Annotated in this window: 18 protein-coding genes; 8 read left to right on the top strand and 10 right to left on the bottom strand. The window is 71.5% G+C overall.

Annotated elements, in window-relative coordinates; all coding sequences use genetic code 11:
* Nucleotides 1–69: 69 nt before the first annotated feature.
* Together rpmA and rplU are read right to left on the bottom strand one after the other, a co-directional pair.
* Nucleotides 70–327 (bottom strand): 50S ribosomal protein L27, encoded by a 258-nt coding sequence (rpmA, locus tag G8E01_RS07240; RefSeq protein WP_029149810.1) that lies wholly within the window; start codon nucleotides 325–327, stop codon nucleotides 70–72.
* An 18-nt stretch (nucleotides 328–345) separates the two neighbouring features.
* A complete protein-coding gene (gene rplU, locus G8E01_RS07235) occupies nucleotides 346–654 on the bottom strand; it encodes a 50S ribosomal protein L21 (RefSeq protein WP_166317856.1) in 309 nt (102 codons plus the stop codon).
* 244 nt (nucleotides 655–898) lie between these two features.
* Between rplU and G8E01_RS07230 the strand changes: the two genes are divergently transcribed.
* Nucleotides 899–1,171: a DUF4031 domain-containing protein gene (locus tag G8E01_RS07230; RefSeq protein ID WP_166317853.1), complete on the top strand. Its 273-nt coding sequence runs from the start codon at nucleotides 899–901 to the stop codon at nucleotides 1,169–1,171.
* A 17-nt stretch (nucleotides 1,172–1,188) separates the two neighbouring features.
* Here the strand turns inward: G8E01_RS07230 and G8E01_RS07225 are convergent, their stop codons facing one another.
* The gene (locus G8E01_RS07225) at nucleotides 1,189–3,504 is read right to left on the bottom strand and encodes an Rne/Rng family ribonuclease (protein ID WP_166317850.1); all 2,316 of its coding nucleotides are present in this window, start codon (nucleotides 3,502–3,504) and stop codon (nucleotides 1,189–1,191) included.
* Between the two features lie 292 nt (nucleotides 3,505–3,796).
* Between G8E01_RS07225 and G8E01_RS07220 the strand changes: the two genes are divergently transcribed.
* Nucleotides 3,797–4,393, top strand: a complete 597-nt coding sequence (locus G8E01_RS07220) for a vitamin K epoxide reductase family protein (protein WP_166317847.1) — start codon at nucleotides 3,797–3,799, stop codon at nucleotides 4,391–4,393.
* Between the two features lie 66 nt (nucleotides 4,394–4,459).
* Here the strand turns inward: G8E01_RS07220 and ndk are convergent, their stop codons facing one another.
* Genes ndk through ileS form a run of 4 tightly spaced genes read right to left on the bottom strand, consistent with a single transcriptional unit; the run spans nucleotide 4,460 to nucleotide 9,979 of the window.
* Nucleotides 4,460–4,876: a nucleoside-diphosphate kinase gene (ndk, locus tag G8E01_RS07215; protein WP_166317844.1), complete on the bottom strand. Its 417-nt coding sequence runs from the start codon at nucleotides 4,874–4,876 to the stop codon at nucleotides 4,460–4,462.
* A gap of 53 nt (nucleotides 4,877–4,929) precedes the next feature.
* Nucleotides 4,930–5,331 carry a DUF4233 domain-containing protein gene (locus G8E01_RS07210; RefSeq protein WP_166317841.1) on the bottom strand — a complete coding sequence of 134 codons (402 nt, stop codon included), beginning with the start codon at nucleotides 5,329–5,331 and terminating at the stop codon, nucleotides 4,930–4,932.
* A complete protein-coding gene (locus G8E01_RS07205; protein WP_166317838.1) occupies nucleotides 5,328–6,686 on the bottom strand; it encodes a bifunctional folylpolyglutamate synthase/dihydrofolate synthase in 1,359 nt (452 codons plus the stop codon). The genes G8E01_RS07210 and G8E01_RS07205 overlap by 4 nt, the downstream gene beginning before the upstream one ends.
* Nucleotides 6,683–9,979 carry an isoleucine--tRNA ligase gene (ileS, locus tag G8E01_RS07200; protein ID WP_166317836.1) on the bottom strand — a complete coding sequence of 1,099 codons (3,297 nt, stop codon included), beginning with the start codon at nucleotides 9,977–9,979 and terminating at the stop codon, nucleotides 6,683–6,685. The genes G8E01_RS07205 and ileS overlap by 4 nt, the downstream gene beginning before the upstream one ends.
* Before the next feature lie 248 nt (nucleotides 9,980–10,227).
* On the opposite strand from ileS, the gene G8E01_RS07195 reads away from it, so the two are divergent.
* The 3 genes from G8E01_RS07195 to ggpS are packed head-to-tail and all read left to right on the top strand — an operon-like array spanning nucleotide 10,228 to nucleotide 13,723.
* Nucleotides 10,228–11,343 carry an NAD(P)H-dependent glycerol-3-phosphate dehydrogenase gene (locus G8E01_RS07195; RefSeq protein ID WP_205827240.1) on the top strand — a complete coding sequence of 372 codons (1,116 nt, stop codon included), beginning with the start codon at nucleotides 10,228–10,230 and terminating at the stop codon, nucleotides 11,341–11,343.
* Nucleotides 11,340–12,134, top strand: coding sequence for an HAD family hydrolase (locus G8E01_RS07190; RefSeq protein ID WP_166317833.1), 795 nt, complete (start codon nucleotides 11,340–11,342; stop codon nucleotides 12,132–12,134). The genes G8E01_RS07195 and G8E01_RS07190 overlap by 4 nt, the downstream gene beginning before the upstream one ends.
* Nucleotides 12,131–13,723: a glucosylglycerol-phosphate synthase gene (ggpS, locus tag G8E01_RS07185; protein WP_166317830.1), complete on the top strand. Its 1,593-nt coding sequence runs from the start codon at nucleotides 12,131–12,133 to the stop codon at nucleotides 13,721–13,723. Before G8E01_RS07190 ends, ggpS begins: the two co-directional genes overlap by 4 nt.
* Before the next feature lie 128 nt (nucleotides 13,724–13,851).
* Here the strand turns inward: ggpS and G8E01_RS07180 are convergent, their stop codons facing one another.
* Nucleotides 13,852–14,829, bottom strand: coding sequence for an SRPBCC family protein (locus G8E01_RS07180; RefSeq protein ID WP_166317827.1), 978 nt, complete (start codon nucleotides 14,827–14,829; stop codon nucleotides 13,852–13,854).
* 4 nt (nucleotides 14,830–14,833) lie between these two features.
* A complete protein-coding gene (locus G8E01_RS07175; RefSeq protein ID WP_166317824.1) occupies nucleotides 14,834–15,175 on the bottom strand; it encodes an ArsR/SmtB family transcription factor in 342 nt (113 codons plus the stop codon).
* 144 nt (nucleotides 15,176–15,319) lie between these two features.
* Here G8E01_RS07175 and valS point away from each other — a divergent pair, with 144 nt between their 5' ends.
* The 3 genes from valS to G8E01_RS07160 all read left to right on the top strand — a co-directional run bounded on the left by valS (nucleotide 15,320) and on the right by G8E01_RS07160 (nucleotide 20,223).
* Complete coding sequence (gene valS / locus G8E01_RS07170; RefSeq protein WP_166317821.1) at nucleotides 15,320–17,887, top strand: valine--tRNA ligase; 2,568 nt, start codon at nucleotides 15,320–15,322, stop codon at nucleotides 17,885–17,887.
* Nucleotides 17,887–18,120, top strand: coding sequence for a hypothetical protein (locus G8E01_RS07165; protein WP_155048420.1), 234 nt, complete (start codon nucleotides 17,887–17,889; stop codon nucleotides 18,118–18,120). Before valS ends, G8E01_RS07165 begins: the two co-directional genes overlap by 1 nt.
* A gap of 63 nt (nucleotides 18,121–18,183) precedes the next feature.
* Nucleotides 18,184–20,223, top strand: a complete 2,040-nt coding sequence (locus G8E01_RS07160; RefSeq protein ID WP_166317818.1) for a M3 family metallopeptidase — start codon at nucleotides 18,184–18,186, stop codon at nucleotides 20,221–20,223.
* A gap of 10 nt (nucleotides 20,224–20,233) precedes the next feature.
* Here the strand turns inward: G8E01_RS07160 and clpX are convergent, their stop codons facing one another.
* Nucleotides 20,234–21,505, bottom strand: coding sequence for an ATP-dependent Clp protease ATP-binding subunit ClpX (clpX, locus tag G8E01_RS07155; RefSeq protein ID WP_155048418.1), 1,272 nt, complete (start codon nucleotides 21,503–21,505; stop codon nucleotides 20,234–20,236).
* Nucleotides 21,506–21,650: the final 145 nt, after the last annotated feature.

Genomic DNA, 21,650 nt, shown 5'->3' with positions numbered 1-21,650 from the left:
GCTACGCGAAAAGGGGGCGAGCAGAAGCCCGCCCCCTTCCCGGATGCAGATTGCGTGTGATGCGCGCGATTACTCGGCGGCGGCCACCACGTTGACGACCTTGCGGCCGCCCTTGTTGCCGAACTCGACCGCGCCCGCCGCGAGGGCGAACAGCGTGTCGTCGCCACCGCGACCGACGTTGGCGCCGGGGTGGAAGTGCGTTCCGCGCTGGCGAACGAGAATCTCGCCCGCGTTGACGTCCTGGCCGCCGAAGCGCTTCACGCCGAGGCGCTGCGCGTTCGAGTCACGACCGTTGCGGGTGGAGCTTGCGCCCTTTTTATGTGCCATTCCTCAAGCCTCTCCGGATTACTTGATGCCGGTGACCTTGACGCGCGTGAGCTCCTGACGGTGGCCCTGGCGCTTCTTGTAGCCGGTCTTGTTCTTGTACTTCTGGATGACGATCTTCGGCCCGCGGAGGTCCTGGAGAACCTCGGCCGTGACCGTGACCTTCGACAGCGCGTCGGCGTCGGTCGTCACGTTGTCGCCGTCGACGAAGAGGACGGCGGGCAGCTCGATCGACTCACCCTCGGCAGCCTGGACACGGTCGAGCGTGACGATCGAGCCGACCTCGACCTTCTCCTGCCGGCCACCGGCGCGAACAACTGCGTAAACCACGTTGATACCTGTTTCCTTGGGGACGAACCCCGCGGGGTCCATCCGAATCTCTCGGGAAGTCTGGGGTGTCCCAGCACGTTGCTTGCGTCGCACTGGATGTGCGAGCGCGTCGGCAAGGCTTCTGTCGCGCCGCCAGTGGGAGAGCGCGCGACCGGGGACGCACCAACGGTTAACTCTACCCGATTCTCTCCCAAACCGGGAATCGACACGACCGGCGCGTCGCGCGGGTTGTATTCTTGTGCATATGACCGTTCTCGTCGACACCCCCATGTGGCCCGCGCACGGCATGCTCTGGTCGCACCTCGTGAGCGACACGAGCCTCGAGGAGCTGCACGCGTTCGCGCGCGCCCAGGGGATCCCGCGACGAGGATTCGACCTCGATCACTACGACGTGCCGGCCGATCGCGTCGACGCGCTCGTGGTGGCCGGCGCGCGCCGCGTGAGCGCGGGCGAGCTGACCCGCGCGCTCATCGCCTCCGGGCTGCGCGTGCGCGCGAAGGACCGCCCGGCGCGCTGAGCGCGCCGGGCGGCGCCTCACTCGGCGCGCCCGGACGGGTCGTTCGTGACGGAGACGGCCGTGCCCTCGAGGGCGGCGGTCGTCACGCGCCGACGGCCGCGACCCTGGCCCGGGGCCTTCGGCTCGGGCAGCGCGTCGAGGACGGAGTCGAGCAGCGAGCTGGTCTGGCCCGTGCTCGCGGGGGCCGCGGTCGATCCGCCCGCCGAGCTCGCGCGGCGACGGCGGGGCTTGCGCGCTGGCTTCTCGCCGTCCTCGGCGGCCTCGGCCCCGCGCGGACCCTCGGGCAGCACGAGCTGGTCGAGCGACGCCGGCGACACGGCCGCGGCCGGCGCGGCGGCCGGCTCCCGCGGCTCCTCGTCGTGCGGGCGCGACGAGGCGGCGATCTTCGCGAGCGCGGACTTCGCCCCCTCGGTGTTCACGTGCGGGGCCGGATCCTTCTCCGGCGCGGGCGCGTCCTTCTGCGGCTGCGCTCCCCGACCCTTGCCGCCGCGCGAGCGGCGCGAGGATCCGGATCCGCCCCCGGAGGACGCCGCCGGGCGGTGCTTGGACACGGGGTCGTGGTGCACGATCACACCGCGGCCGGCGCACACCTCGCAGGGCTCGCTGAACGTCTCGAGCAGGCCGAGCCCGATCTTCTTGCGCGTCATCTGCACGAGCCCGAGCGATGTCACCTCGGCGACCTGGTGCTTCGTGCGGTCGCGGCTGAGGCACTCGATGAGGCGCCGCAGGACGAGGTCGCGGTTCGACTCGAGCACCATGTCGATGAAGTCGACGACGATGATGCCGCCGATGTCGCGCAGGCGCAGCTGGCGGACGATCTCCTCGGCGGCCTCGAGGTTGTTCTTCGTGACCGTCTCCTCGAGGTTGCCGCCGGACCCGACGAACTTGCCCGTGTTGACGTCGACGACGGTCATCGCCTCGGTGCGGTCGATGACGAGCGACCCGCCGGACGGCAGCCACACCTTGCGGTCGAGGGCCTTCTCGATCTGCTCGGAGATCCGGAACTCGTCGAACGGATCGCCCTCGCCCTCGTACGCCTCGATGCGCTCGAGGAGGTCGGGCGCGACGGAGGCGAGGTAGGAGCTGATCGTCTCGTGCGACGCCTCGCCCTGGATGATCATCTTCTGGAAATCCTCGTTGAAGACGTCGCGAACGATCTTCACGAGCAGGTCGGGCTCGCTGTGCAGGAGCGCCGGGGCGTTGCCCTTCTCGACCTGGCGGCCGATGTGCTCCCACTGCTGCGTGAGGCGGTTGACGTCGAGGGTGAGCTGCTCCTCGGTCGCGCCCTCGGCGGCCGTGCGCACGATCACGCCCGCGGACTCGGGGAGCACCTTCTTCAGGATCTTCTTCAGGCGGGCGCGCTCGGTGTCCGGCAGCTTGCGGGAGATGCCGTTCATGGATCCGTTCGGCACGTACACGAGGTAACGCCCGGGCAGCGAGACCTGGCTCGTGAGGCGGGCGCCCTTGTGGCCGACCGGATCCTTCGTCACCTGCACGAGCACCTTGTCGCCCGGCTTCAGGGCCAGCTCGATGCGGCGGGGCTGGTTGCCCGTCTCGACGGCGTCCCAGTCGACCTCGCCGGAGTACAGCACGGCGTTGCGGCCGCGCCCGATGTCCACGAAGGCCGCCTCCATACTCGGCAGGACGTTCTGCACGCGGCCGAGGTAGACGTTGCCGATCAGCGAGGCGTCCTGCGCGCGCGCCACGTAGTGCTCGACGAGCACTCCGTCCTCCATCACGCCGATCTGCGTGCGGTTCGGGCGGGTCCGCACGACCATCTGGCGGTCGACGGCCTCGCGGCGCGCGAGGAACTCGGCCTCGGTCACGACGGTGCGACGGCGGCCGGCCTCGCGGCCGTCGCGGCGACGCTGCTTCTTCGCCTCCAGGCGCGTGGATCCCTTGATCCGCTGCGGCTCCGTGACGACCTCGACGACGCGGCCGCGACCGCGGCCCTCCTCGTCGCCATCGCCGGATCCGCCGCGGCGCCGGCGACGGCGGCTCGAGCGGTTGCCGCCCGAGGTGCGGTCGTCGTCGAGCGGGGGAAGCGCCGGCAGGAAGCGCAGGTCCGGCGCGTGGAAGCTCAGCGCCGTGGACACCTGCGACACGAAGTCCGCGGGGATCAGGCCCAGCGAGACGGCGGTCGGGACCGCGGGCTCGGCCCCCTCGTTGGCCGCGGGCGCGTCGCCCTGCGCGGAGGCGTCCGGAACCGCGGCGGATTCGGCGGGCGCCGCGGCGGGCGACTCCTCGGGCGCCGGCACCGACGCCTCCGCGGGAGCGGGCGCGCCCGCGGTGTCGGTCGTCGTGTCCGGTTCTGTCGTGTTGTCTTCGACCATCTCTGGCGAACTCCCTGTACGGGCGGATCCCCGCCCGGAAAAATCGTGCCGATGCGCCCGGGGCGCGTCAGCGGCTCTTCGGTCTGCGACCGGCCTTCTCGGCCCTCGTCGCGCGGAGCGTTCGTTGCTCCGAAGTCTTCTGCGTCGTCACGAGCCCGCGTCGTGCGCGGGCAGGCTACGCGAGTCATTATCCCACCTCGCCCGGGATCGGTGCACCCATCCGCGCGCGCGGCATGTTCGGACCGCTCCGTCCTCAGCCTTCGGCGCCGCGCACAGTGGAAGAATCGGGGGCATGCAGAAGTCGCATCAGCGCCCCGTCGGGCTCGCCATCTGGCTCGTTCTCGCGGGCATCGTCGGACTGGGCGCGGCGTTCGCGCTCACCCTGGAGAAGTTCGAGGGCCTCGTCGACCCCGACCACGTCGCGGGGTGCGACTTCAACCCCATCGTCCAGTGCGGCGCGAACCTCGACTCGGCGCAGGGGTCCGTGTTCGGATTTCCCAACCCGCTGCTGGGCCTCGTCGGGTGGATGGCGCCGCTCGTCGTCGGCATGGCCATCCTCGCCGGCGCCCGGTTCGCGAAGTGGTTCTGGGTGCTCTTCACGCTCGGCCTGACGTTCGCGTTCGGCTTCGTGTGCTGGCTCATCGCGCAGAGCATCTTCGTCATCGGGACGCTGTGCCCGTGGTGCATGGTGACCTGGAGCGTCACGATCCCGTCGTTCTACGCGGTGCTCCTGCACAGCGTCCGGATCGGGGCGATCCCCCTGCCCGCGTCGGTCAGGCGCCTCGCCGATACCCTCATGGGCTGGCTTCCGCTCATCGTGACCGTGTCCTTCGTCGCGATCGCGGTCATCGCCGAGCTGCGCCTGCACCTGCTGGCGTTCTTCTTCTAAGCGTCGAAGCCGGCGCAACGACGAAGGAGGGGCGCCCGTCGGCACCCCTCCTTCGTCGTCAGCGGCTCAGCCGAACCAGAGCCCGAGCTCACGCGCGGCGGACTCCGGGCTGTCGGATCCGTGCACGAGGTTTTGCTGGACCTTCAGGCCCCAGTCGCGGCCGAGGTCGCCGCGGATCGTTCCCGGGGCGGCCGTCGTGGGCTCGGTGGACCCCGCCAGGGAGCGGAAGCCCTCGATGACGCGGTGACCCGCCACGCGCGCGGCCACGACGTCTCCCGACATCATGAACTCCACGAGGGGCTCGTAGAACGGCTTGCCCTCGTGCTCGGCGTAGTGCTCCGCGAGCAGCCCGCGGGCCGGGGTGAACTTCTTCAGGTCGACGAGCTCGTAGCCCTTCGCCTCGATGCGGGCGAGGATCTGTCCGGTGAGCCCGCGGCGGACGCCGTCGGGCTTAATCAGGACGAGGGTCTCTTCCGTGGCCATGACAATGCCTTCCTATGTCGTGAGGGGGGCGCATCGAACCTATCGCGCGGAGCCTATGCGCCGGGCGTGTCCGGCGCGTCGGTCTCCCGCCTCGTCGCGGCGACGCGCGCCTCGATGCGGGCTCCCCCGATCATCGCGAACGCCCACATGCCGCCGAAGACGAGGGTGATGAGGAGGATCGCGGGGACGAAGAACGCGCCCGCCGCGATGACCAGCTGCAGGATCCACCCCAGCGCGCGCCCCCAGGCCCAGCGCAGCGCGCCGCTCGTGGCCACGAGGAGGACGAGGAGGACCGAGCCGGCCACGATCCCCCACCACGGCGCGACCGGGTCGGGCAGGGCGCCCAGGCCGTAGATCACGAGGCCCGCCAGGAAGGCGACAATCGCCTCGAAGCCGAGGACGACGGATCCGACTTTCTCGGGAAGCGTGCGGTAGCGGCGCTCGCGGGGGCTCACGCGGTCCACCCCGACTTCCAGTCCTCGACCCGGGCCAGGGCGATCGCCTCGCCGCCGAGCACGACGGATCCGGCGATCACGACCGCGCGGCCCTCCTCCTCCGCCGCCCACGCGCGTGCGGCCTCCGCGGCCTCGGCGACGTCGCGGTGGACGGTCGGGCGCAGCCCCGCGGCCTCGGCGGCGTCGGCCACCTCGTCTGCGGAGGCCGCGCGCTCCGAGTCGCTCTCGGTCGCGAACAGGTGGCTCGCGACCGGCGCGAGCTCGGCCACGATGCCCGCGAGGTCCTTGTCGGCCATGGCGCCGAGGACGACGCCCCACTCGGAGAAGTCGAACGCGTCGCGCAGCGCCGCCGCGAGAGCGCGGGCGCCGTGCGGGTTGTGCGCGGCGTCCACGAGGACGGTCGGCTGCGTGCCGACGAGCTGGAGGCGGCCCGGGGAGGCGACCTCCGCGAGCCCCTGCGTGAACACCTCGGCGGCGATCTTTTGCCCGCCGCCGATGAGCGACTCCACGGCGGCGACCGCGAGGGCCGCGTTCTCGCCCTGGTGGTGCCCGTATAGCGGGAGGTACTCCTCCTCGTACGCGCCCGCGAGGCCGCGCAGCGTCACGAGCTGCCCGCCCACGGCGAGCGCGTCGCGCTCGAGCGCGAACTCCGCCCCCTCGAACGCGATCGAGGCACCCCGCTCGGCGGCCACGCGCCGCAGCACCGCCTGCACGCCCGGCTCCTGCCGCGCGGACACCACGGCGGCGCCGGGCTTGATGATGCCGGCCTTCACCTCGGCGATCGCCTCGCGCGTCGCGCCCAGCCGCGCGGCGTGATCCATGTCGACGGGGGCGATCACCGCGACGTCGCCGTCCGCCGTATTCGTCGCGTCCCAGGATCCGCCCATCCCAACCTCGAGGACGAGGACGTCGACCGGCGCGTCGGCGCACGCGACGAACGCGAGCACCGTGACGAGCTCGAAGAACGTCAGGGGCGCCTGGTCGTCGCCGGCCAGCTCCGCGTCGACGAGGTCGAGGAACGGGGCGATCTCGTCCCACGCGTCGGCGACCTGCGCGTCGCCGATCGGCTCGCCGTCGAGGAGGATCCGCTCCGTGAACCGCACGAGGTGCGGGCTCGTGAACAGCCCCGTGCGCAGCCCGTGCGCCCGGACGAGCGACTCGACGATGCGCGCCGTGGAGGTCTTCCCGTTCGTCCCCGTGACGTGGACAACGCGGTAGGTCCGCTGCGGGTTGTCGAGATACTCGAGCAGGCGGGCCGTGCGCTCGAGCCGCGGCTCGACCCAGGCCTCGCCCGCGCGGGCGAGGAGCGCCTCGTACACCGCGTCGGCGCGCCGCGCCTCGTCGGAGCCCGTCATCGCGCCACCTCCACGCGCGCGACGCCGATGCGGATCTCGCCCGCGTTCGCGTAGATGCCGCCCGCGATCGTCTGCTCGAACTCCGCGCCCGCGACGCCCTCGTCGATCGTCCAGCTCGTGGCGAGGGTCTCCCCCGCCACGCCCGCGACGTCCCACGCGCGGCGCACCGCCGATCCGTCCGCCTCGTCGGCGAAGACCAGCTGCAGGCGGATCCGGTCGCTCACCTCGAACCCGGCGTTCTTGCGGGTGTCCTGCACGGCGCGGATCACGTCGCGCGCGAGGCCCTCGGCCTCGAGCTCGGGCGTCGTCGCCGTGTCGAGGATGACGAAGCCGCCGCCCGGCAGCGTGGCGATCGCCTCGCCCGCGGGCCGACCCGACGTGTCGAGGGCGAGCTCGTACTCGCCCTCCTCAAGCGCGATGCCGCCGGCCGTGACGACGCCGCCCTCCTCCGACCAGTCGCCCGTCTTCGACGCCTTAATCACCTGCTGCACCTGCTTGCCGAGGCGCGGCCCGAGCGCGCGCGCGTTCACCGTGAGGCGGCGCGCGACGCCGTAGCGCTCGGCGGTGTCCTCGGCGAGCTCGTCGAGCGAGACCGCCTTGACGTTGAGCTCCTCGCGCAGGATGTCCTCGAACCGCGACAGCCCCTCGGCGTCGGAGGTCACGACCGTGAGGCGCGCAAGCGGGAGCCGCACCCGCAGCTTCTCGCGCTTGCGCAGCGCGTTCGCGACGCTCGAGGCCTCGCGCACGGCGTCCATGGTCGAGCGGATGTCGTCCGCGGCGGGGAAGTCCGTGCCCGCGGGCCAGTCCGTCAGGTGCACGCTCCGCCCACCCGTGAGCCCCTGCCACACCCGCTCGGAGATGAGCGGGATGAGCGGCGCCGCGACGCGGCATAGCGTCTCGAGCACGGTGTACAGCGTGTCGAACGCCTCGCGGGAGCGCGGATCCTCCGTCACGCCCTCCCAGAACCGGTCGCGCGAGCGCCGGATGTACCAGTTCGTCAGCACCTCGGCGAAGTCGCGCAGGCGCGCCGCGGCGGTCGTCGAGTCGAGCGCCTCGAGGTCGGCGCGAACGGCGTCGGCGAGCTCCCCCGTCAGCGCGAGGATGTAGCGGTCGAGCACGTCGGTCGACGCCGTCGACGCCGTCGCCTCGTAGCCGGCGGCGTTCGCGTACGTCGCGAAGAAGTACCACGAGTTCCACAGCGGCAGGAGGAACTCTCGCACGCCCGAGCGGATCCCCTCCTCCGTCACGACGAGGTTCCCGCCGCGCAGGACGCTGGAGGACATGAGGAACCAGCGCATGGCGTCGGAGCCGTCGCGGTCGAAGACCTCGTTGACGTCGGGGTAGTTGCGCAGCGACTTCGACATCTTCTGCCCGTCGCTGCCGAGCACGATGCCGTGGCAGGAGACGCCCGTGAACGCGGGGCGGTCGAACAGGGCGCCCGAGAGCACGTGCATGACGTAGAACCAGCCGCGCGTCTGGCCGATGTACTCCACGATGAAGTCGGCCGGCGCGTGGGCGTCGAACCAGTCCTTGTTCTCAAACGGATAGTGCACCTGCGCGAACGGCATGGATCCGGAGTCGAACCACACGTCGAACACGTCCTCGATGCGGCGCATCGTCGAGCGGCCCGTCGGGTCGTCCGGGTTCGGGCGGGTCAGGTCGTCGATGTACGGGCGGTGGAGGTCCACCTCGCCGTCCGCGTTGCGCGGCAGGCGTCCGAAGTCGCGCTCGATCTCGGCCAGGGATCCGTACGCGTCGACGCGGGGGTAGTTCGCGTCGTCCGACTTCCAAACGGGGATCGGGGAGCCCCAGAAGCGGTTGCGGCTGATCGACCAGTCGCGCGCGCCCTCGACCCACTTGCCGAACTGCCCGTGCTTGACGTTCTCCGGCGCCCACTCGATCTGCTCGTTGAGCTCGACGAGGCGGTCCTTGACGTCGGTGACGCGCACGAACCAGCTCGAGACGGCCTTGTAGATGAGGGGGTTCCGGCAGCGCCAGCAGTGCGGGTAGCTGTGGACGTAGGACTGCAGCCGCAGCAGGCGCCCGTCGGCCCGCAGCAGGCGCACGATGTCCATGTTCGCGTCGAGCCACAGCTTCCCCGCGACGTCCGGAACGATGTCGAGGAACCGGCCGTCCTCGCCGACCGAGACGATCGTCGGGATCCCGGCGGCGTCGTTCAGGCGCTTGTCGTCCTCACCGAACGCGGGCGCCTGGTGGACGACGCCCGTGCCGTCGGCCGTCGTGACGTACCCGTCGACGAGCACACGCCACGCCTTCTCCGTCCCCCACGCCTCGGTGTCGGTGAAGTAGTCGAAGAGCGGCTCGTAGGTGACGCCCTCCAGCTCGGATCCGCGGATCCGCTGCGCCACCGCCGCGAGCGCGTCGCCGGGCTCGGCGTAGCCGAGATCCTTCGCGTAGCCCGCGAGGAGGTCCTCGGCGAGGAGGACGCGCGCGGCGCCCAGCCCCTCCCCTGCACCTGCCGGGCCGACCGGCACGACGACGTAGGTGATGTCGGGGCCGACCGCGAGCGAGAGATTGGTGGGCAGGGTCCACGGGGTCGTCGTCCACGCGAGGGCCGCGACGCCGTCGAGGCCGAGCTCCTGGGCGCGCTCGCCCGTGAACGGGAACGCGACCGTGACGGACGGATCCTGCCGGTCCTTGTAGACGTCGTCGTCCATGCGCAGCTCGTGGTTGGACAGCGGCGTCTGGTCGCGCCAGCAGTAGGGCAGCACGCGATAGCCCTCGTACGCGAGCCCCTTGTCGAAGAGCTGCTTGAAGGCCCACAGGACGCTCTCCATGTAGGTCGCGTTCAGCGTCTTGTAGCCGCGCTCGAAGTCGACCCAGCGGGCCTGGCGGGTGACGTAGTCCTCCCAGTCGCGGGTGTAGGTCAGCACCGATTCGCGCGCCTTCACGTTGAACGCGTCGATGCCCATGGCCTCGATCTCGCTCTTCTCGGTGATCCCGAGCTGCTTCATCGCCTCGAGCTCGGCGGGAAGACCGTGCGTGTCCCACCCGAACACCCGGTCGACCTTCTGGCCGAGCATCGTGTGGAACCGGGGGAAGAGGTCCTTCGCGTAGCCGGTGAGGAGGTGGCCGTAGTGGGGCAGGCCGTTGGCGAACGGCGGGCCGTCGTAGAAGACCCACTCGTCGGCGCCCTCGCGCTGGGCGATCGAGGCGCGGAAGGTGTCATCCTCGCCCCAGAAGTCGAGGATGCCCCGCTCGATGTCGGGGAAGCGCGGCGATGGCGTGACGGGCTCGGCGGCGGGGCCGAAGGCGCTCAGGGGGTAGGTCATCTCTCTCCAGCAGTTCGGTTTCTGCGAACTGCGGGGACGACCTCTCGGCCGCGGTACCACCCCGCGTTGCGCCCGGCGACGGACGCCCCTCTCACTGCGGCTGTGACGGGCCTGCCCCGCGCGGGTCTAGTGAGCCCCGGGAGGGGCCGTTCTTCCGCGAGCTCCCCGGTGATGGCCGGATCCGCACTTTGTCTCTCCATTCTATCCCCGAAACCTCCCGTTTTCACCGCCCGACTATGCTGGCGGCAATGCGAGCAGACACCCGACCCACGCGCCCTTACGAAAACATCGCCGTGATCGGCGGTGGCGCCTGGGGTACGGCTCTCGCCGCCGTCGCCGCCCGCGCGGACCGCGAGGTGCGCCTGTGGCTCCGCGACGCCGCGCTCGCGGCAGACATCGCGGCGGGCCGCGGAAACACGCGGTACCTCGAGGGCATCGAGCTGCCGCCGGGGATCCGGCCGACGACCGATCTCGACGCGGCGCTCGCGGGCGCCGACGCGGTCCTCCTCGTCACGCCGTCGACGACGATCCGCGACATGGCCGGCCGCATCGGCGGCATCGCGGATCCGGGGGTGCCGATCTTCGTGTGCGCCAAGGGCATCGAGGCGGGCACGGGCCTGCTCATGAGCGAGGTGGCCGCCGAGGCCGCCCCCGGGCGCGCGATCGGCACCGTGACCGGCCCGACCTTCGCGACCGAGACCGCCGCGGGCGACCCGACGGCGGTCACCGTCGCGTGCACGTCGGGCGTCCGCGTGCCGCCGGCGGACCGCGCCGCGACGCGGATGGCGCTCTCGCTCGCGACGGGGGCGTTTCGCCCCTACGTCTCCGACGACATGCCGGGCGTGGAGGTCGGCGGCGCCGTGAAGAACGTCATCGCGATCGCGTGCGGGATCCTCGAGGGGGCGGGTTTCGGCGAGAACTCGCGCGCCGCGATCATCACCCGGGGCCTCGACGAGATGAAGGAGCTCGCGGTCAAGCTCGGCGGCACGCGTGAAACGGTGACGGGCCTCGGCGGCCTCGGCGACCTCATGCTGACGTGCTCCTCGCGCCAGTCGCGCAACTTCTCCTACGGGTTCCAGCGCGGGCAGGGCCTGCGCGACGACGAGGTGTTCGGCGGACGCCCCGTCGTCGTGGAGGGCCGCCACAACGCCGTCACCGTCACGGACCTCGCGCGCCTACTCGGCATCACGATGCCGATCAGCGAGATGGTGCGCTCGATCGTCGCCGACGGCAAGCCCATCGGCGACGCCTTCGCGACCTACTGGGCCGCGCCGATCCGCGCGGAACCTCGCGCACTCGACCTGGAGATCGCGCACCCCGCGGTCGAGGCCGTCACGAAGCGATTCGAGGACCTGAACGCATGACTTCCCCCGCCAACTGGACCTTCGTCCTCGCCACCGACCTTGACGGCACCTTCCTCGGCGGCAGCGCCGCCCAGCGCGAGGAGCTCTACGACTGGATCCGGCGCCACCGCGATGAGGTCGGCCTCGTGTTCGTCACGGGGCGCGACCCCGAGTACATCGAGGCGCTCTGCGGGGACGGCGCCGACGCCTGGCGCGGCGACCGCGTCGTCGCGCCGTGGCCCGACTTCGTCGTCGGCGACGTCGGGACGACCATCGCAGGGGTCCAGGGCGGTCGGGTCGCCCCCCTCGACGACCTCGAGGCGCACATCCGCGACGCGTGGGGAAACCGCGGCGACTGGATCCGCGAGGTCCTCCGGGACGCGCCCGGGCTCGTCGAGCAGGACACGGCCTTCCGCCACCGCGTCTCGTACCACTGGGATCCGGACGCCTACGACCCGGAGAGCATCCGGCCGCTCAAGGAGGCGGGGCTCGACGTGCTGATCTCCCACGGGTGCTACCTCGACGTGCTGCCGGGCGGGGTCTCGAAGGGACCCTCGCTGATGCGGCTGATCGCGCAGCTCGGCATCGACGCCGAGCGGGTGCTCGTCGCGGGCGACACGCTCAACGACCTCACGATGTTCCAGACCGGCCTCGCCGGCGCCGTGGTCGGCGGCGCCGAGCAGGTCCTCCTCGACGCGACCCGCGACCTCCCCCGCGCGCTCCACTGCTCGCTTCCCGGGGCCGCCGGCATCGCCGAGGCCATCCGCGCGTTCGCGCTCCATCCCGATCCCCCACAGGAGCTCACGTCATGACTGCCAAGACCGAAAAGAGCGACCTCGTCGTCGTCTACCACCGCCAGCCCTACGAGGAGGTCACCCTCGAGGACGGCACGACCGAGCTTCGTGAGAACTCCAGCCCCAACGGCATCGTCCCCACCATCAAGGGCGTCATGGGCCGCATGGAGTCGGCGGCCTGGGTGGCGTGGAAGCAGACCGAGACGCCCGAGGACCCGCAGTTCGAGCAGATCGTCGAGATCGACGACAGCTACGGGTCGTACCGCGTGAACCGCCTGCCGCTGACCGAGCACGAGGTGTCGAGCTTCTACCACCTCACCTCGAAGGAGGCGTTCTGGCCGATCCTGCACGGCTTCAAGGAGCGCTATAACTACGACCCGGTCGACTGGGAGACCTTCCGGTCGGTGAACCGCAAGTTCGCCCAGGCCGCGGCGGACGCCGCGAGCGACGACGCGGTCGTGTGGATCCACGATTACAACCTGTGGCTCGTGCCCGGGTTCCTCCGCGAGATCAAGCCGTCGGTGAAGATCGCGTTCTTCCACCACACGCCGTTCCCCGCCTCCGGCATGTTCAACGTGCTCCCCTGGCGCGAGGAGATCGTGCGCTCGCTCCTCGAGTGCGACTCGGTCGGCTTCCACATCCCCCGCTACGCGCAGAGCTTCGTCTCGGTCGCCCGCTCGCTCACCTCGGCGCGCACGATCGCCGATCAGCCGACGGATCCGGACATGTCGCCCCGCGGCGACGCGCTCAGCGAGCGCTGGACGCCGACGCTCATGGAGCACCACGGGCACCTGATCCACATCGAGACGAACCCCGTGGGCGTCAACGACGCGTACGTGACGGAGCTCACCGAGCGCGAGGGCTTCGCCGAGCGGGTGCAGGAGATTCGCGACTGGGTGGGGGACGCGGCGATGATCCTGTCGGTCTCGCGCACCGACTACACGAAGGGCAACATCGAGCAGCTCGAGACCTTCGAGCGCCTCCTTCAGCGCCGCCCCGAGCTGCGCGGGAAGGTGCGCCTGATGCTCGTGTCCGTCGGCGCCAACCGCAACATGGCGGCCTACGACGAGGTGCAGCAGAAGATCGAGGAGCTCACGGGCCGGATCAACGGCACCCACGGATCCTTCGAGTGGCAGCCGGTCTCGCTCGTCTCGACGGCGATCCCGATGGACGAGCTCGTCGCGTACTACCGCGCGGCCGACGTCTGCTCGATCACGCCCATCGCCGACGGGCTCAACCTCGTCGCGCCCGAGTACTGCATTGCGCAGGGTGAGGAGGGAACGGGCGCCCTGATTCTGTCGGAGTTCGCCGGCTGCGCCGTGCTGCTCGAGGGTCAGATCCCCGTGAACCCCTTCAGCTACAAGGCGATGGACCGCGCGCTCGACGCGGCGCTCGCGATGAGCGAGGGGGGGCGGCGCGAGCGCATGCGCGACCTCGTGCGCTCCTCGAAGCGGTGGAACATCACGGCGTGGTCGGACGCGACGATGAAGCTGTTCCGCGCGCTGCGCCGCGGCGAGAAGCCCGAGATCACGCCGTCGGCCGCGCTCGCGAGCGACCGCACGAGCGAGATCCCGATCATCTCGGCCGCCGACACGTCCGTCGGCTGACCCACCGCGGCGGGGGGGGGGGGGGGGGGGGGGCCCCCCCCCCCCCCCCCGGGGGGGGGGGGGGGGGGGGGGCGCCCCCCCCCCCCCCCCCCCCCCCCCCCCACGCCGCGCGTATCGGGCCGGGCCGCTCAGGCTCCCGCGGCCACGCCGTCCAGCCGCCGGTAGCTGGCCTCCATGCCGTCGACCATCCCCGTGGCGAGCACGGCGCCGCGCACCTCCGCGCTGGGATACGTGATGACGTACACGAGGAGGGTGCCGCCGGGCACGGGCGTCAGCGTCATCTCGTTGCGGGTCTCCCCCGGCATGTCCTCCATCCGCTCCGTGTGCGCGAGGCGGTGCGGGGCGTCACTTTCGAGCACCTCGCCCGCGATGGCGAAGGGCGCCCCCGCGGACGGATCCTCGGGCGCCCAGGCGTAGCGGAACGCGGATCCGGGTTCCCCGGGCGGCGTCGCCTCCGTCATCGTCCAGCCGTCGGGCCCGAGCATCCAGCGCGCAAGGAGGTCGGCGTCGTGGTGCGCGCGCCAGACCTGCTCGGGCGTGCCCGCCACCACGCGGGAGATGCGGACCTGCGTGTCGAAGAGCTCCTGCAGCTGCGTCGCGCGGTCGGCGGCGAACGCGGAGAGGTCCGCGAGGACGGCGTCGATCTGGCTCATGGCCGAGGCCGTGCCCTCCTCCATGCCCATCGCGACGAGCTGCTCGAGTTCCTCGAGCGTGTGGAAGTACGTCACCGACGTCATGCGCGTGCCGGATGCGGTCTCGTCGAAGCGGTAGGTCATCCGCATGGAGGGCATGTCGCGATTCGGCTCGCCGTCCGGCCCGCAGAATCCGTCGAGCACCTCGAAGGAGCGCGGAGCGTCCACCGCGAGGAACTCCCAGTACCCGCTCGACGTGTCGCCGTCCGGCCCCGTCATGGTGTACCGGCTCTGACCGCCCGGGAACATGTCGTGTCGCGTGAACGTCGCGGGCCACTCCTCCGGCCCCCAGAACCGCTCGATGATCCGCGGATCCGCGTACGCGTCCCAGACCTGCTGCGGGGGCGCCGCGAAGTCGGCGACGATCGTCGTCGTGAGCGCGTCGTGATCGGTGTCGATCGAGGTGATGGGCATCGGTTCACTCCTTCATGTCGTCGAGGAGGGCGTCGAGGCGCGAGACCCGCCCCCGCCAGATGTCTTCGTAGGTCGCGAGCAGCCGCTGCGCGCGCCGGATCCGCTCCGGCTCGCCCTGCACCACGCGCTCCCGGCCCCGCGGGGTCTTCGTCACGAGCCCCGCCTCTTCCAGGACCGCGATGTGCTTCTGCACCGCGGCGAAACTCATCTCGTACGCGGCCGCCAGTTGGCTGACGGACGCGCTGTCGGTGAGGGTGCGCCGCACGATGTCGCGGCGCGTCGCGTCGGCGAGGGCCCGGAAGATCCGGTCCACGTCGGCGCCGCTGAGATCTCCTTGTACAACCATTTGGTTGCACGTTAGCGCGGGGGTGGCTGATGCACAAGGGGTGCCGCACCGCGCGCGCTCGGCGCGCGCTTGTAGACTGACCCCAAACCCCACATCAGGCACGCAGACACCGTGCCGCCCATAGCGCCGCTAGGAGTTCCACGCATGGCAGACATCCCCGACAAGCCCAAACTCGAGGGGCTCGAGGCGAAGTGGGGTGAGCGCTGGGAGGCCACGGGCACCTACCGCTTCGACCGCACCGCCGCCGAGGCCTCGGGGCGCGCCGGCGTCTACTCGATCGACACGCCGCCGCCGACCGCGTCGGGATCCCTGCACATCGGCCACGTCTTCAGCTACACGCACACCGACGTCAAGGCCCGCTTCGAGCGCATGCGCGGCAAGAACGTGTTCTACCCGATCGGGTGGGACGACAACGGCCTCCCGACCGAGCGCCGCGTGCAGAACTACTACGGCGTGCGCTGCGACCCCTCGCTCCCCTACGACGCCGACTTCGTCCCGCCGTTCGAGGGCACGACGAAGAACATCAAGGCCGCCGACCAGGTGCCGATCAGCCGCCGCAACTTCACCGAGCTGTGCGAGAAGCTCACGGTCGAGGACGAGGCGAAGTTCGAGGAGCTCTGGCGCCAGCTCGGGCTCTCGGTCGACTGGACCCAGAACTACCGCACGATCTCCGACGAGACGATCCGCACGAGCCAGGCCGCGTTCCTCGCGAACGTCGAGCGCGGCGAGGCCTACCAGGCCCTCGCGCCGACGCTGTGGGACATCGACTTCCGCTCCGCCATCGCGCAGGCCGAGCTCGAGGACCGCGAGCGCCCCGCGGCCTATCACCGGCTCGCCTTCCACAAGACGGACGGATCCGGCGACATCCTCATCGAGACAACGCGCCCCGAGCTGCTCGCCGCGTGCGTCGCGCTCGTGGCCCACCCCGACGACGAGCGCTACCAGCCGTTCTTCGGCCAGACCGTCACGACGCCGCTGTTCGGCGTCGAGGTGCCCGTCCTGTCGCACCCGCTCGCCCAGCCGGACAAGGGATCCGGCATCGCGATGATCTGCACGTTCGGCGACATGAACGACATCATCTGGTGGCGCGAGCTCGACCTGCCGAACCGCACCATCATCGGCAAGGACGGCCGCGTGCTCGCCGACGCCCCCGACGTCATCGCCTCCGAGGCGGGGGTCGCGGCGTACGCGGAGCTCGCCGGCAAGACGGTCTTCAGCGCGCAGAAGCGCATCGTCGAGCTCCTCGACGCCTCGGGCGAGCTCGTCCACACGGGCGCGCAGTTCACGCACCCCGTGAAGTTCTTCGAGAAGGGCGACCGCCCGCTCGAGATCGTCTCGACGCGCCAGTGGTACATCCGCAATGGCGCGCGCGACGAGAAGCTCCGCGACGAGCTGATCTCGCTCGGCCAGCAGGTCGAATTCCACCCGGAGTTCATGCGCGTGCGCTACGAAAACTGGGTGGGCGGGCTCACCGGCGACTGGCTCGTGTCCCGCCAGCGGTTCTTCGGCGTGCCGATCCCCGTCTGGTACGGCCTCGACGAGAACGGCGCGCGCGACTACGACCGCGTGCTCGTCCCCGACGCCGCCTCGCTCCCGGTCGACCCGTCCAGCGACGTTCCCCCGGGCTTCACGGAGGACCAGCGCGGCGCCGCGAACGGCTTCGAGGCCGAGACCGACGTGTTCGACACGTGGGCGACGAGCTCCCTCACGCCGCAGCTCGCGGGGCGCTGGGGCACGAACGACGGCCTCTGGGACCTCGTCGCGCCGTTCGACGTCCGCCCGCAGGGTCAGGACATCATCCGCACCTGGCTCTTCTCGACCATGCTGCGCAGCGCGCTCGAGGACGGCCGCGCCCCCTGGCACCACGCGTCGATCTCGGGCTTCATCGTGGATCCCGACCGCAAGAAGATGTCCAAGTCGAAGGGCAACGTCGTCACGCCCGCCGACATCCTCGACCAACACGGATCCGACGCCGTCCGCTACTGGGCGGCCTCCAGCCGCCTCGGCACGGACGCGGCGTTCGACCCGCAGAACCCGACCCAGATCAAGATCGGCCGCCGCCTCGCGATCAAGGTCCTCAACGCGGCAAAGTTCGCGCTCGGATTCGACGCCCCGGACGACGCCGAGATCACCGACCCGCTCGACCTGTCGATGCTCGCGACGCTCGACGGCGTGGTCGCCCAGGCGACCGCATCCCTCGACGCGTACGACCACGCCCGGGCCCTCGAGGTGTCGGAGGCGTTCTTCTGGACGTTCTGCGACGACTACCTCGAGCTCGTCAAGGAGCGCGCTTACGCGGGCGGCGCGGCGGGCGCGTCCGCCGCCGCGGCCCTGCGCACCGCGCTGTCGACCGTGCTGCGGCTCCTCGCCCCCGTCGTGTCGTTCGCGGCCGAGGAGGCCTGGAGCTGGTTCCAGGACGGATCCGTGCACCGCGCCGCGTGGCCGGTCCCGAGCGACCTGGGCGGCGATCCCGCCGTGCTCCAGGCCGCGTCGCAGGCGCTCATCGGGATTCGCCGGGCGAAGACCGAGGCGAAGGCCTCGCAGCGTACCCCCGTCGCCTCGGCGCGCATCGTCGCCCCCGAGGCGCAGGCCGACGCCCTGCGTCTGGCCGAGGCCGACCTGCGAGCGGTCGGCCGCATCGCCCAGCTCGAGATCGCCTCAGGCGACGAGCTGAGCGTCACCTCGATCGAGCTCGCGGAACAGGAGTCCTGATGCAACTCGGAACGCGCTGGCGGGCGGGCGAACAGCCCCCCGCGTCGGTCCCCGCCGTCGTCCGCGAGGAAATCGAGAAGGTGGAGGCGACGCTCCCGGGCGTCGGGCCGCAGCCGATGTGGACCCTCACCTGGCTCGAGTCCCGCCCCATCGCGGAGCTCGACAGCGGGATCGAGATCACGCTCGGCGCCGACGGGCGCGCGACCGTGTCGACCTTCGATCCCATGGACTGAGACGTCCCCGTCGCGCAGGCGGCGCCTCCTCGCGGGGCGCCGCCTGCGTCGTAGGGTGGGCGAATGACCGGCGACAACCCGCTCCTTAACGAGAGCGGCCTGCCCTACTCCCTCCCGGATTTCGCGCGGATCCGCCCCGAGCACTATCTCCCCGCCTTCGCGCGGGCGTTCGCGGAGCACCTCGCCGAGATCGCGGAGATCGGCGCCGACGCCGCGCCGCCGACATTCGAGAACACCGCCCGCGCCCTCGAGCGCTCGGGGGCGCTGCTCGACCGCGTCACCCGGACCTTCCACACCGTCTCCGCGGCGCACGCCACGCCCGCGATCCGGGATCTTGAGGAACAGATCGCGCCGCGGCTCGCCGAGCACGCCGACCTCGTCGACATGGACGCGGCGGTCTTCGCGCGGCTCGACGCCGTGCACGCCCGGCGGGACGGCCTCGGCCTTGCACCCGTGGACCTCCTCCTCCTCGAGCGCCGGCACGCGCGGATGCGCCGCGCGGGGGCGGCGCTCGACGAGGACGACCGCGCGCGGCTGGCCGCGCTGAACCGCCGGCTCGCCGAGCTCCAGACAGCCTTCGGGCGCCACCTGCTCGACGACGCCGCGGCGCTCGCCGTGCGGGTGTCGGAGGAGGAGATGGCGGGGCTTGACGCGACGCAGACCGCGTCGGCGATTGCGGCGGCCCGCGCCCGCGACGATCACAACGGCGGGCTCCTCGGGCTCCCTCAGCCCACGCTGCACCCTCTGCTGGCCCGGCTCGAGCGCCGCGACGTGCGCGCGCGCCTGCTCGCGGCGTCGCTCGCCCGCGGGCGGCGGGGCGGCGACGGCGACAACCGCGACGTCGTGCGCGAGATCGCCGCGCTGCGCGCCGAGCGCGCGCGCCTTCTGGGCTTCGCCTCGCACGCGGCGTACGTGACGGCCGACGAGACCGCCGGCTCCCCCGAGGCGGTGCGCGAGCGGATCCTCGCCCTCGCCGCTCCCACGGCTCGAAACGTCGCGCGCGAGCGCGCGGAGATCGCGCCCGCGGCGGGCGTCGACGGCATCGCGCTGGCCGCGCACGACGTGCCGTTCTACCGCGAGCGGATCCGCGCGGATCGCGACGGGGTCGACGTCGCGGCGCTCAGGCCCTGGTTCGCGGCGGATCGGGTCCTCACTGACGGCGTGTTCTTCGCCGCCAGCCGGCTGTACGGCGTCCAGTTCGCGGAGCGCTGCGACCTGCCCGGCTACCACGAGGACGTGCGCTTCTTCGACGTCGTGGAGGAGGACGGCTCCCCCGTCGGCCTCTACGTGCTCGACCTGTTCGCGCGCGAGACGAAGCGCGGCGGCGCCTGGATGAACGCGATCGTCGCGCAATCGGACCTGCGCGGCACGCTGCCCGTCGTCGTCAACACGCTCAACGTCCCGCTGCCGGCGCCCGGCGCGACCGCGTTCCTCGGCCTCGGCGAGGTGGAGACCCTCTTCCACGAGTTCGGACACGCCCTCCACGGGCTGTTCGCGCGCGTGCCGTACCCGACCTTCGCGGGGACGGCGGTGGGGCGCGACGTCGTGGAGTTCCCCAACCAGGTGAACGAGATGTGGGCGTTTCACCCCGACGTCCTGCCGCACTACGCCCGGCACGTCGAGACGGGCGCGCCCCTCCCGGCCGGTGCCGCCGAGGCGCTCGGGGCCGCATCCCACGGTCAGGGGCACGCGACGAGCGAGTACCTGCAGGCCGCGTGGCTCGATCAGGCATGGCACGCGCTCGGGCCCGCCGAAGCGCGCGCCGTGACCGACATCGCCGACTTCGAGGCTCGCGCGCTCGCGGAGGTGGGCCTCGAAGACGAGCTCGTCCCCCCGCGCTACCACTCGACGACGTTCCGCCACATCTTCGCGGGCGCGTACAGCGCCGCCTACTACGCGTACATCTGGGCCGAGGTGCCGGCCGCCGACGCCGCCGAGTGGTTCGCGCGGGGCGGCGGACTCACGCGCGCAAACGGCGAACGCTTTCGGCGACACGTCCTCGCCGTGGGCGGGTCCGTGCCCGCGCGCGCGGCGTTCCGGGCGTTCCGCGGCCGCGACGCCGACATCGGACCGCTCCTGCGCAGCCGCGGCCTCGACGCGTAGCGGCCGCCGATCAGGCGCTCTTGCGGCGCTGGCGCAGCACGACCGTGGGCGGCGCCCCGTCGACCACGGCCGCTCGGGTCACGACGACCTTCGCGACGTCGTCGCTCGAGGGAATCTCGAACATGATCGGACCGAGGACGTCCTCCAGGATCGCGCGCAACCCGCGGGCGCCAGTCTTGCGCAGCACCGCGAGGTCGGCGATCGCGCGCAGCGCCTCCTCGTCGAAGTCGAGCTCGACGCCGTCGTAGTCGAACATGCGCTGATACTGCTTCACGAGCGCGTTGCGGGGAACCGTGAGGATGTCGACGAGCGCGTCCTGATCGAGCGGATCCACCGCCGCGATCACCGGCAGGCGGCCGATGAACTCGGGGATCAGGCCGAACTTGTGGAGGTCCTCGGGGAGCACCTCGGAGAAGAGCGCGTCGTTGTCGCGCTTGGACTGCAGCGGCGCGCCGAAGCCGACGCCCGCGCGCCCGACGCGCGAGGACACGATGTCCTCCAGCCCCGCGAACGCTCCCGCCACGATGAACAGAACGTTCGTCGTGTCGATCTGGATGAACTCCTGATGCGGATGCTTGCGGCCGCCCTGCGGCGGCACCGAGGCGGTCGCGCCCTCGAGGATCTTCAGGAGGGCCTGCTGCACGCCCTCACCCGAGACGTCGCGCGTAATCGAGGGGTTCTCGGCCTTCCGCGCGATCTTGTCGACCTCGTCGATGTAGATGATGCCCTGCTCGGCGCGCGCGACGTCGTAGTCGGCGGCCTGCAGGAGCTTCAGGAGGATGTTCTCCACGTCCTCACCGACGTAGCCCGCCTCGGTCAGGGCCGTGGCGTCGGCGACCGCGAACGGGACGTTGAGGCGCTTGGCGAGGGTCTGCGCGAGGTAGGTCTTACCCGAGCCAGTGGGCCCGAGCATGAGGATATTGCTCTTGGCGATCTCGACGTCCTCGGCCTTTTCGTCGGCCGACTTGATCTCGCCCGTGGCGCGCACGCGCTTGTAGTGGTTGTAGACCGCGACCGACAGCGCGCGCTTTGCGCCGTCCTGCCCGACCACGAACTCGTCGAGGAAGGCGAAGATCTCGCGCGGCTTCGGCAGGTCGAACTCGCTGACCTCGCCCTCGCCGGCCGACTCTGCCATGCGCTCCTCGATGATCTCGTTGCACAGCTCGACGCACTCGTCGCAGATGTACACGCCGGGACCCGCGATGAGCTGCTGCACCTGCTTCTGGCTCTTGCCGCAGAACGAGCACTTGAACAGGTCGGCGCTTTCGCCGATACGGGCCATGCGATCACTCCTTACGAGGTCTGGTCGCGGTGTTCTCTCAGGCTAGTCCAGGCCGCCGACATTCGATCGCAGGGCCCGCCGCCTGCGCGCCGCGGGGACGACTCGGCCCCGCAGGCGAGCACCTGCGGGGCCGAGTCATGGGGCA

Source organism: Microbacterium excoecariae, assembly GCF_011326725.1.
GTDB classification, from domain to species: Bacteria; Actinomycetota; Actinomycetes; order Actinomycetales; family Microbacteriaceae; genus Microbacterium; species Microbacterium excoecariae.
This window is presented reverse-complemented; position numbering and strand designations above follow the sequence as displayed.

Coding starts and splice junctions, on each gene's coding strand:
- rpmA (WP_029149810.1), bottom strand. CDS start 327: ATGGCACATAAAAAGGGCGCAAGCTCCACCCGCAACGGTCGTGACTCG.
- G8E01_RS07230 (WP_166317853.1), top strand. CDS start 899: ATGACCGTTCTCGTCGACACCCCCATGTGGCCCGCGCACGGCATGCTC.
- G8E01_RS07225 (WP_166317850.1), bottom strand. CDS start 3,504: ATGGTCGAAGACAACACGACAGAACCGGACACGACGACCGACACCGCG.
- G8E01_RS07220 (WP_166317847.1), top strand. CDS start 3,797: ATGCAGAAGTCGCATCAGCGCCCCGTCGGGCTCGCCATCTGGCTCGTT.
- ndk (WP_166317844.1), bottom strand. CDS start 4,876: ATGGCCACGGAAGAGACCCTCGTCCTGATTAAGCCCGACGGCGTCCGC.
- G8E01_RS07205 (WP_166317838.1), bottom strand. CDS start 6,686: ATGACGGGCTCCGACGAGGCGCGGCGCGCCGACGCGGTGTACGAGGCG.
- ileS (WP_166317836.1), bottom strand. CDS start 9,979: ATGACCTACCCCCTGAGCGCCTTCGGCCCCGCCGCCGAGCCCGTCACG.
- G8E01_RS07195 (WP_205827240.1), top strand. CDS start 10,228: ATGCGAGCAGACACCCGACCCACGCGCCCTTACGAAAACATCGCCGTG.
- G8E01_RS07190 (WP_166317833.1), top strand. CDS start 11,340: ATGACTTCCCCCGCCAACTGGACCTTCGTCCTCGCCACCGACCTTGAC.
- ggpS (WP_166317830.1), top strand. CDS start 12,131: ATGACTGCCAAGACCGAAAAGAGCGACCTCGTCGTCGTCTACCACCGC.
- G8E01_RS07180 (WP_166317827.1), bottom strand. CDS start 14,829: ATGCCCATCACCTCGATCGACACCGATCACGACGCGCTCACGACGACG.
- G8E01_RS07175 (WP_166317824.1), bottom strand. CDS start 15,175: ATGGTTGTACAAGGAGATCTCAGCGGCGCCGACGTGGACCGGATCTTC.
- valS (WP_166317821.1), top strand. CDS start 15,320: ATGGCAGACATCCCCGACAAGCCCAAACTCGAGGGGCTCGAGGCGAAG.
- G8E01_RS07165 (WP_155048420.1), top strand. CDS start 17,887: ATGCAACTCGGAACGCGCTGGCGGGCGGGCGAACAGCCCCCCGCGTCG.
- G8E01_RS07160 (WP_166317818.1), top strand. CDS start 18,184: ATGACCGGCGACAACCCGCTCCTTAACGAGAGCGGCCTGCCCTACTCC.
- clpX (WP_155048418.1), bottom strand. CDS start 21,505: ATGGCCCGTATCGGCGAAAGCGCCGACCTGTTCAAGTGCTCGTTCTGC.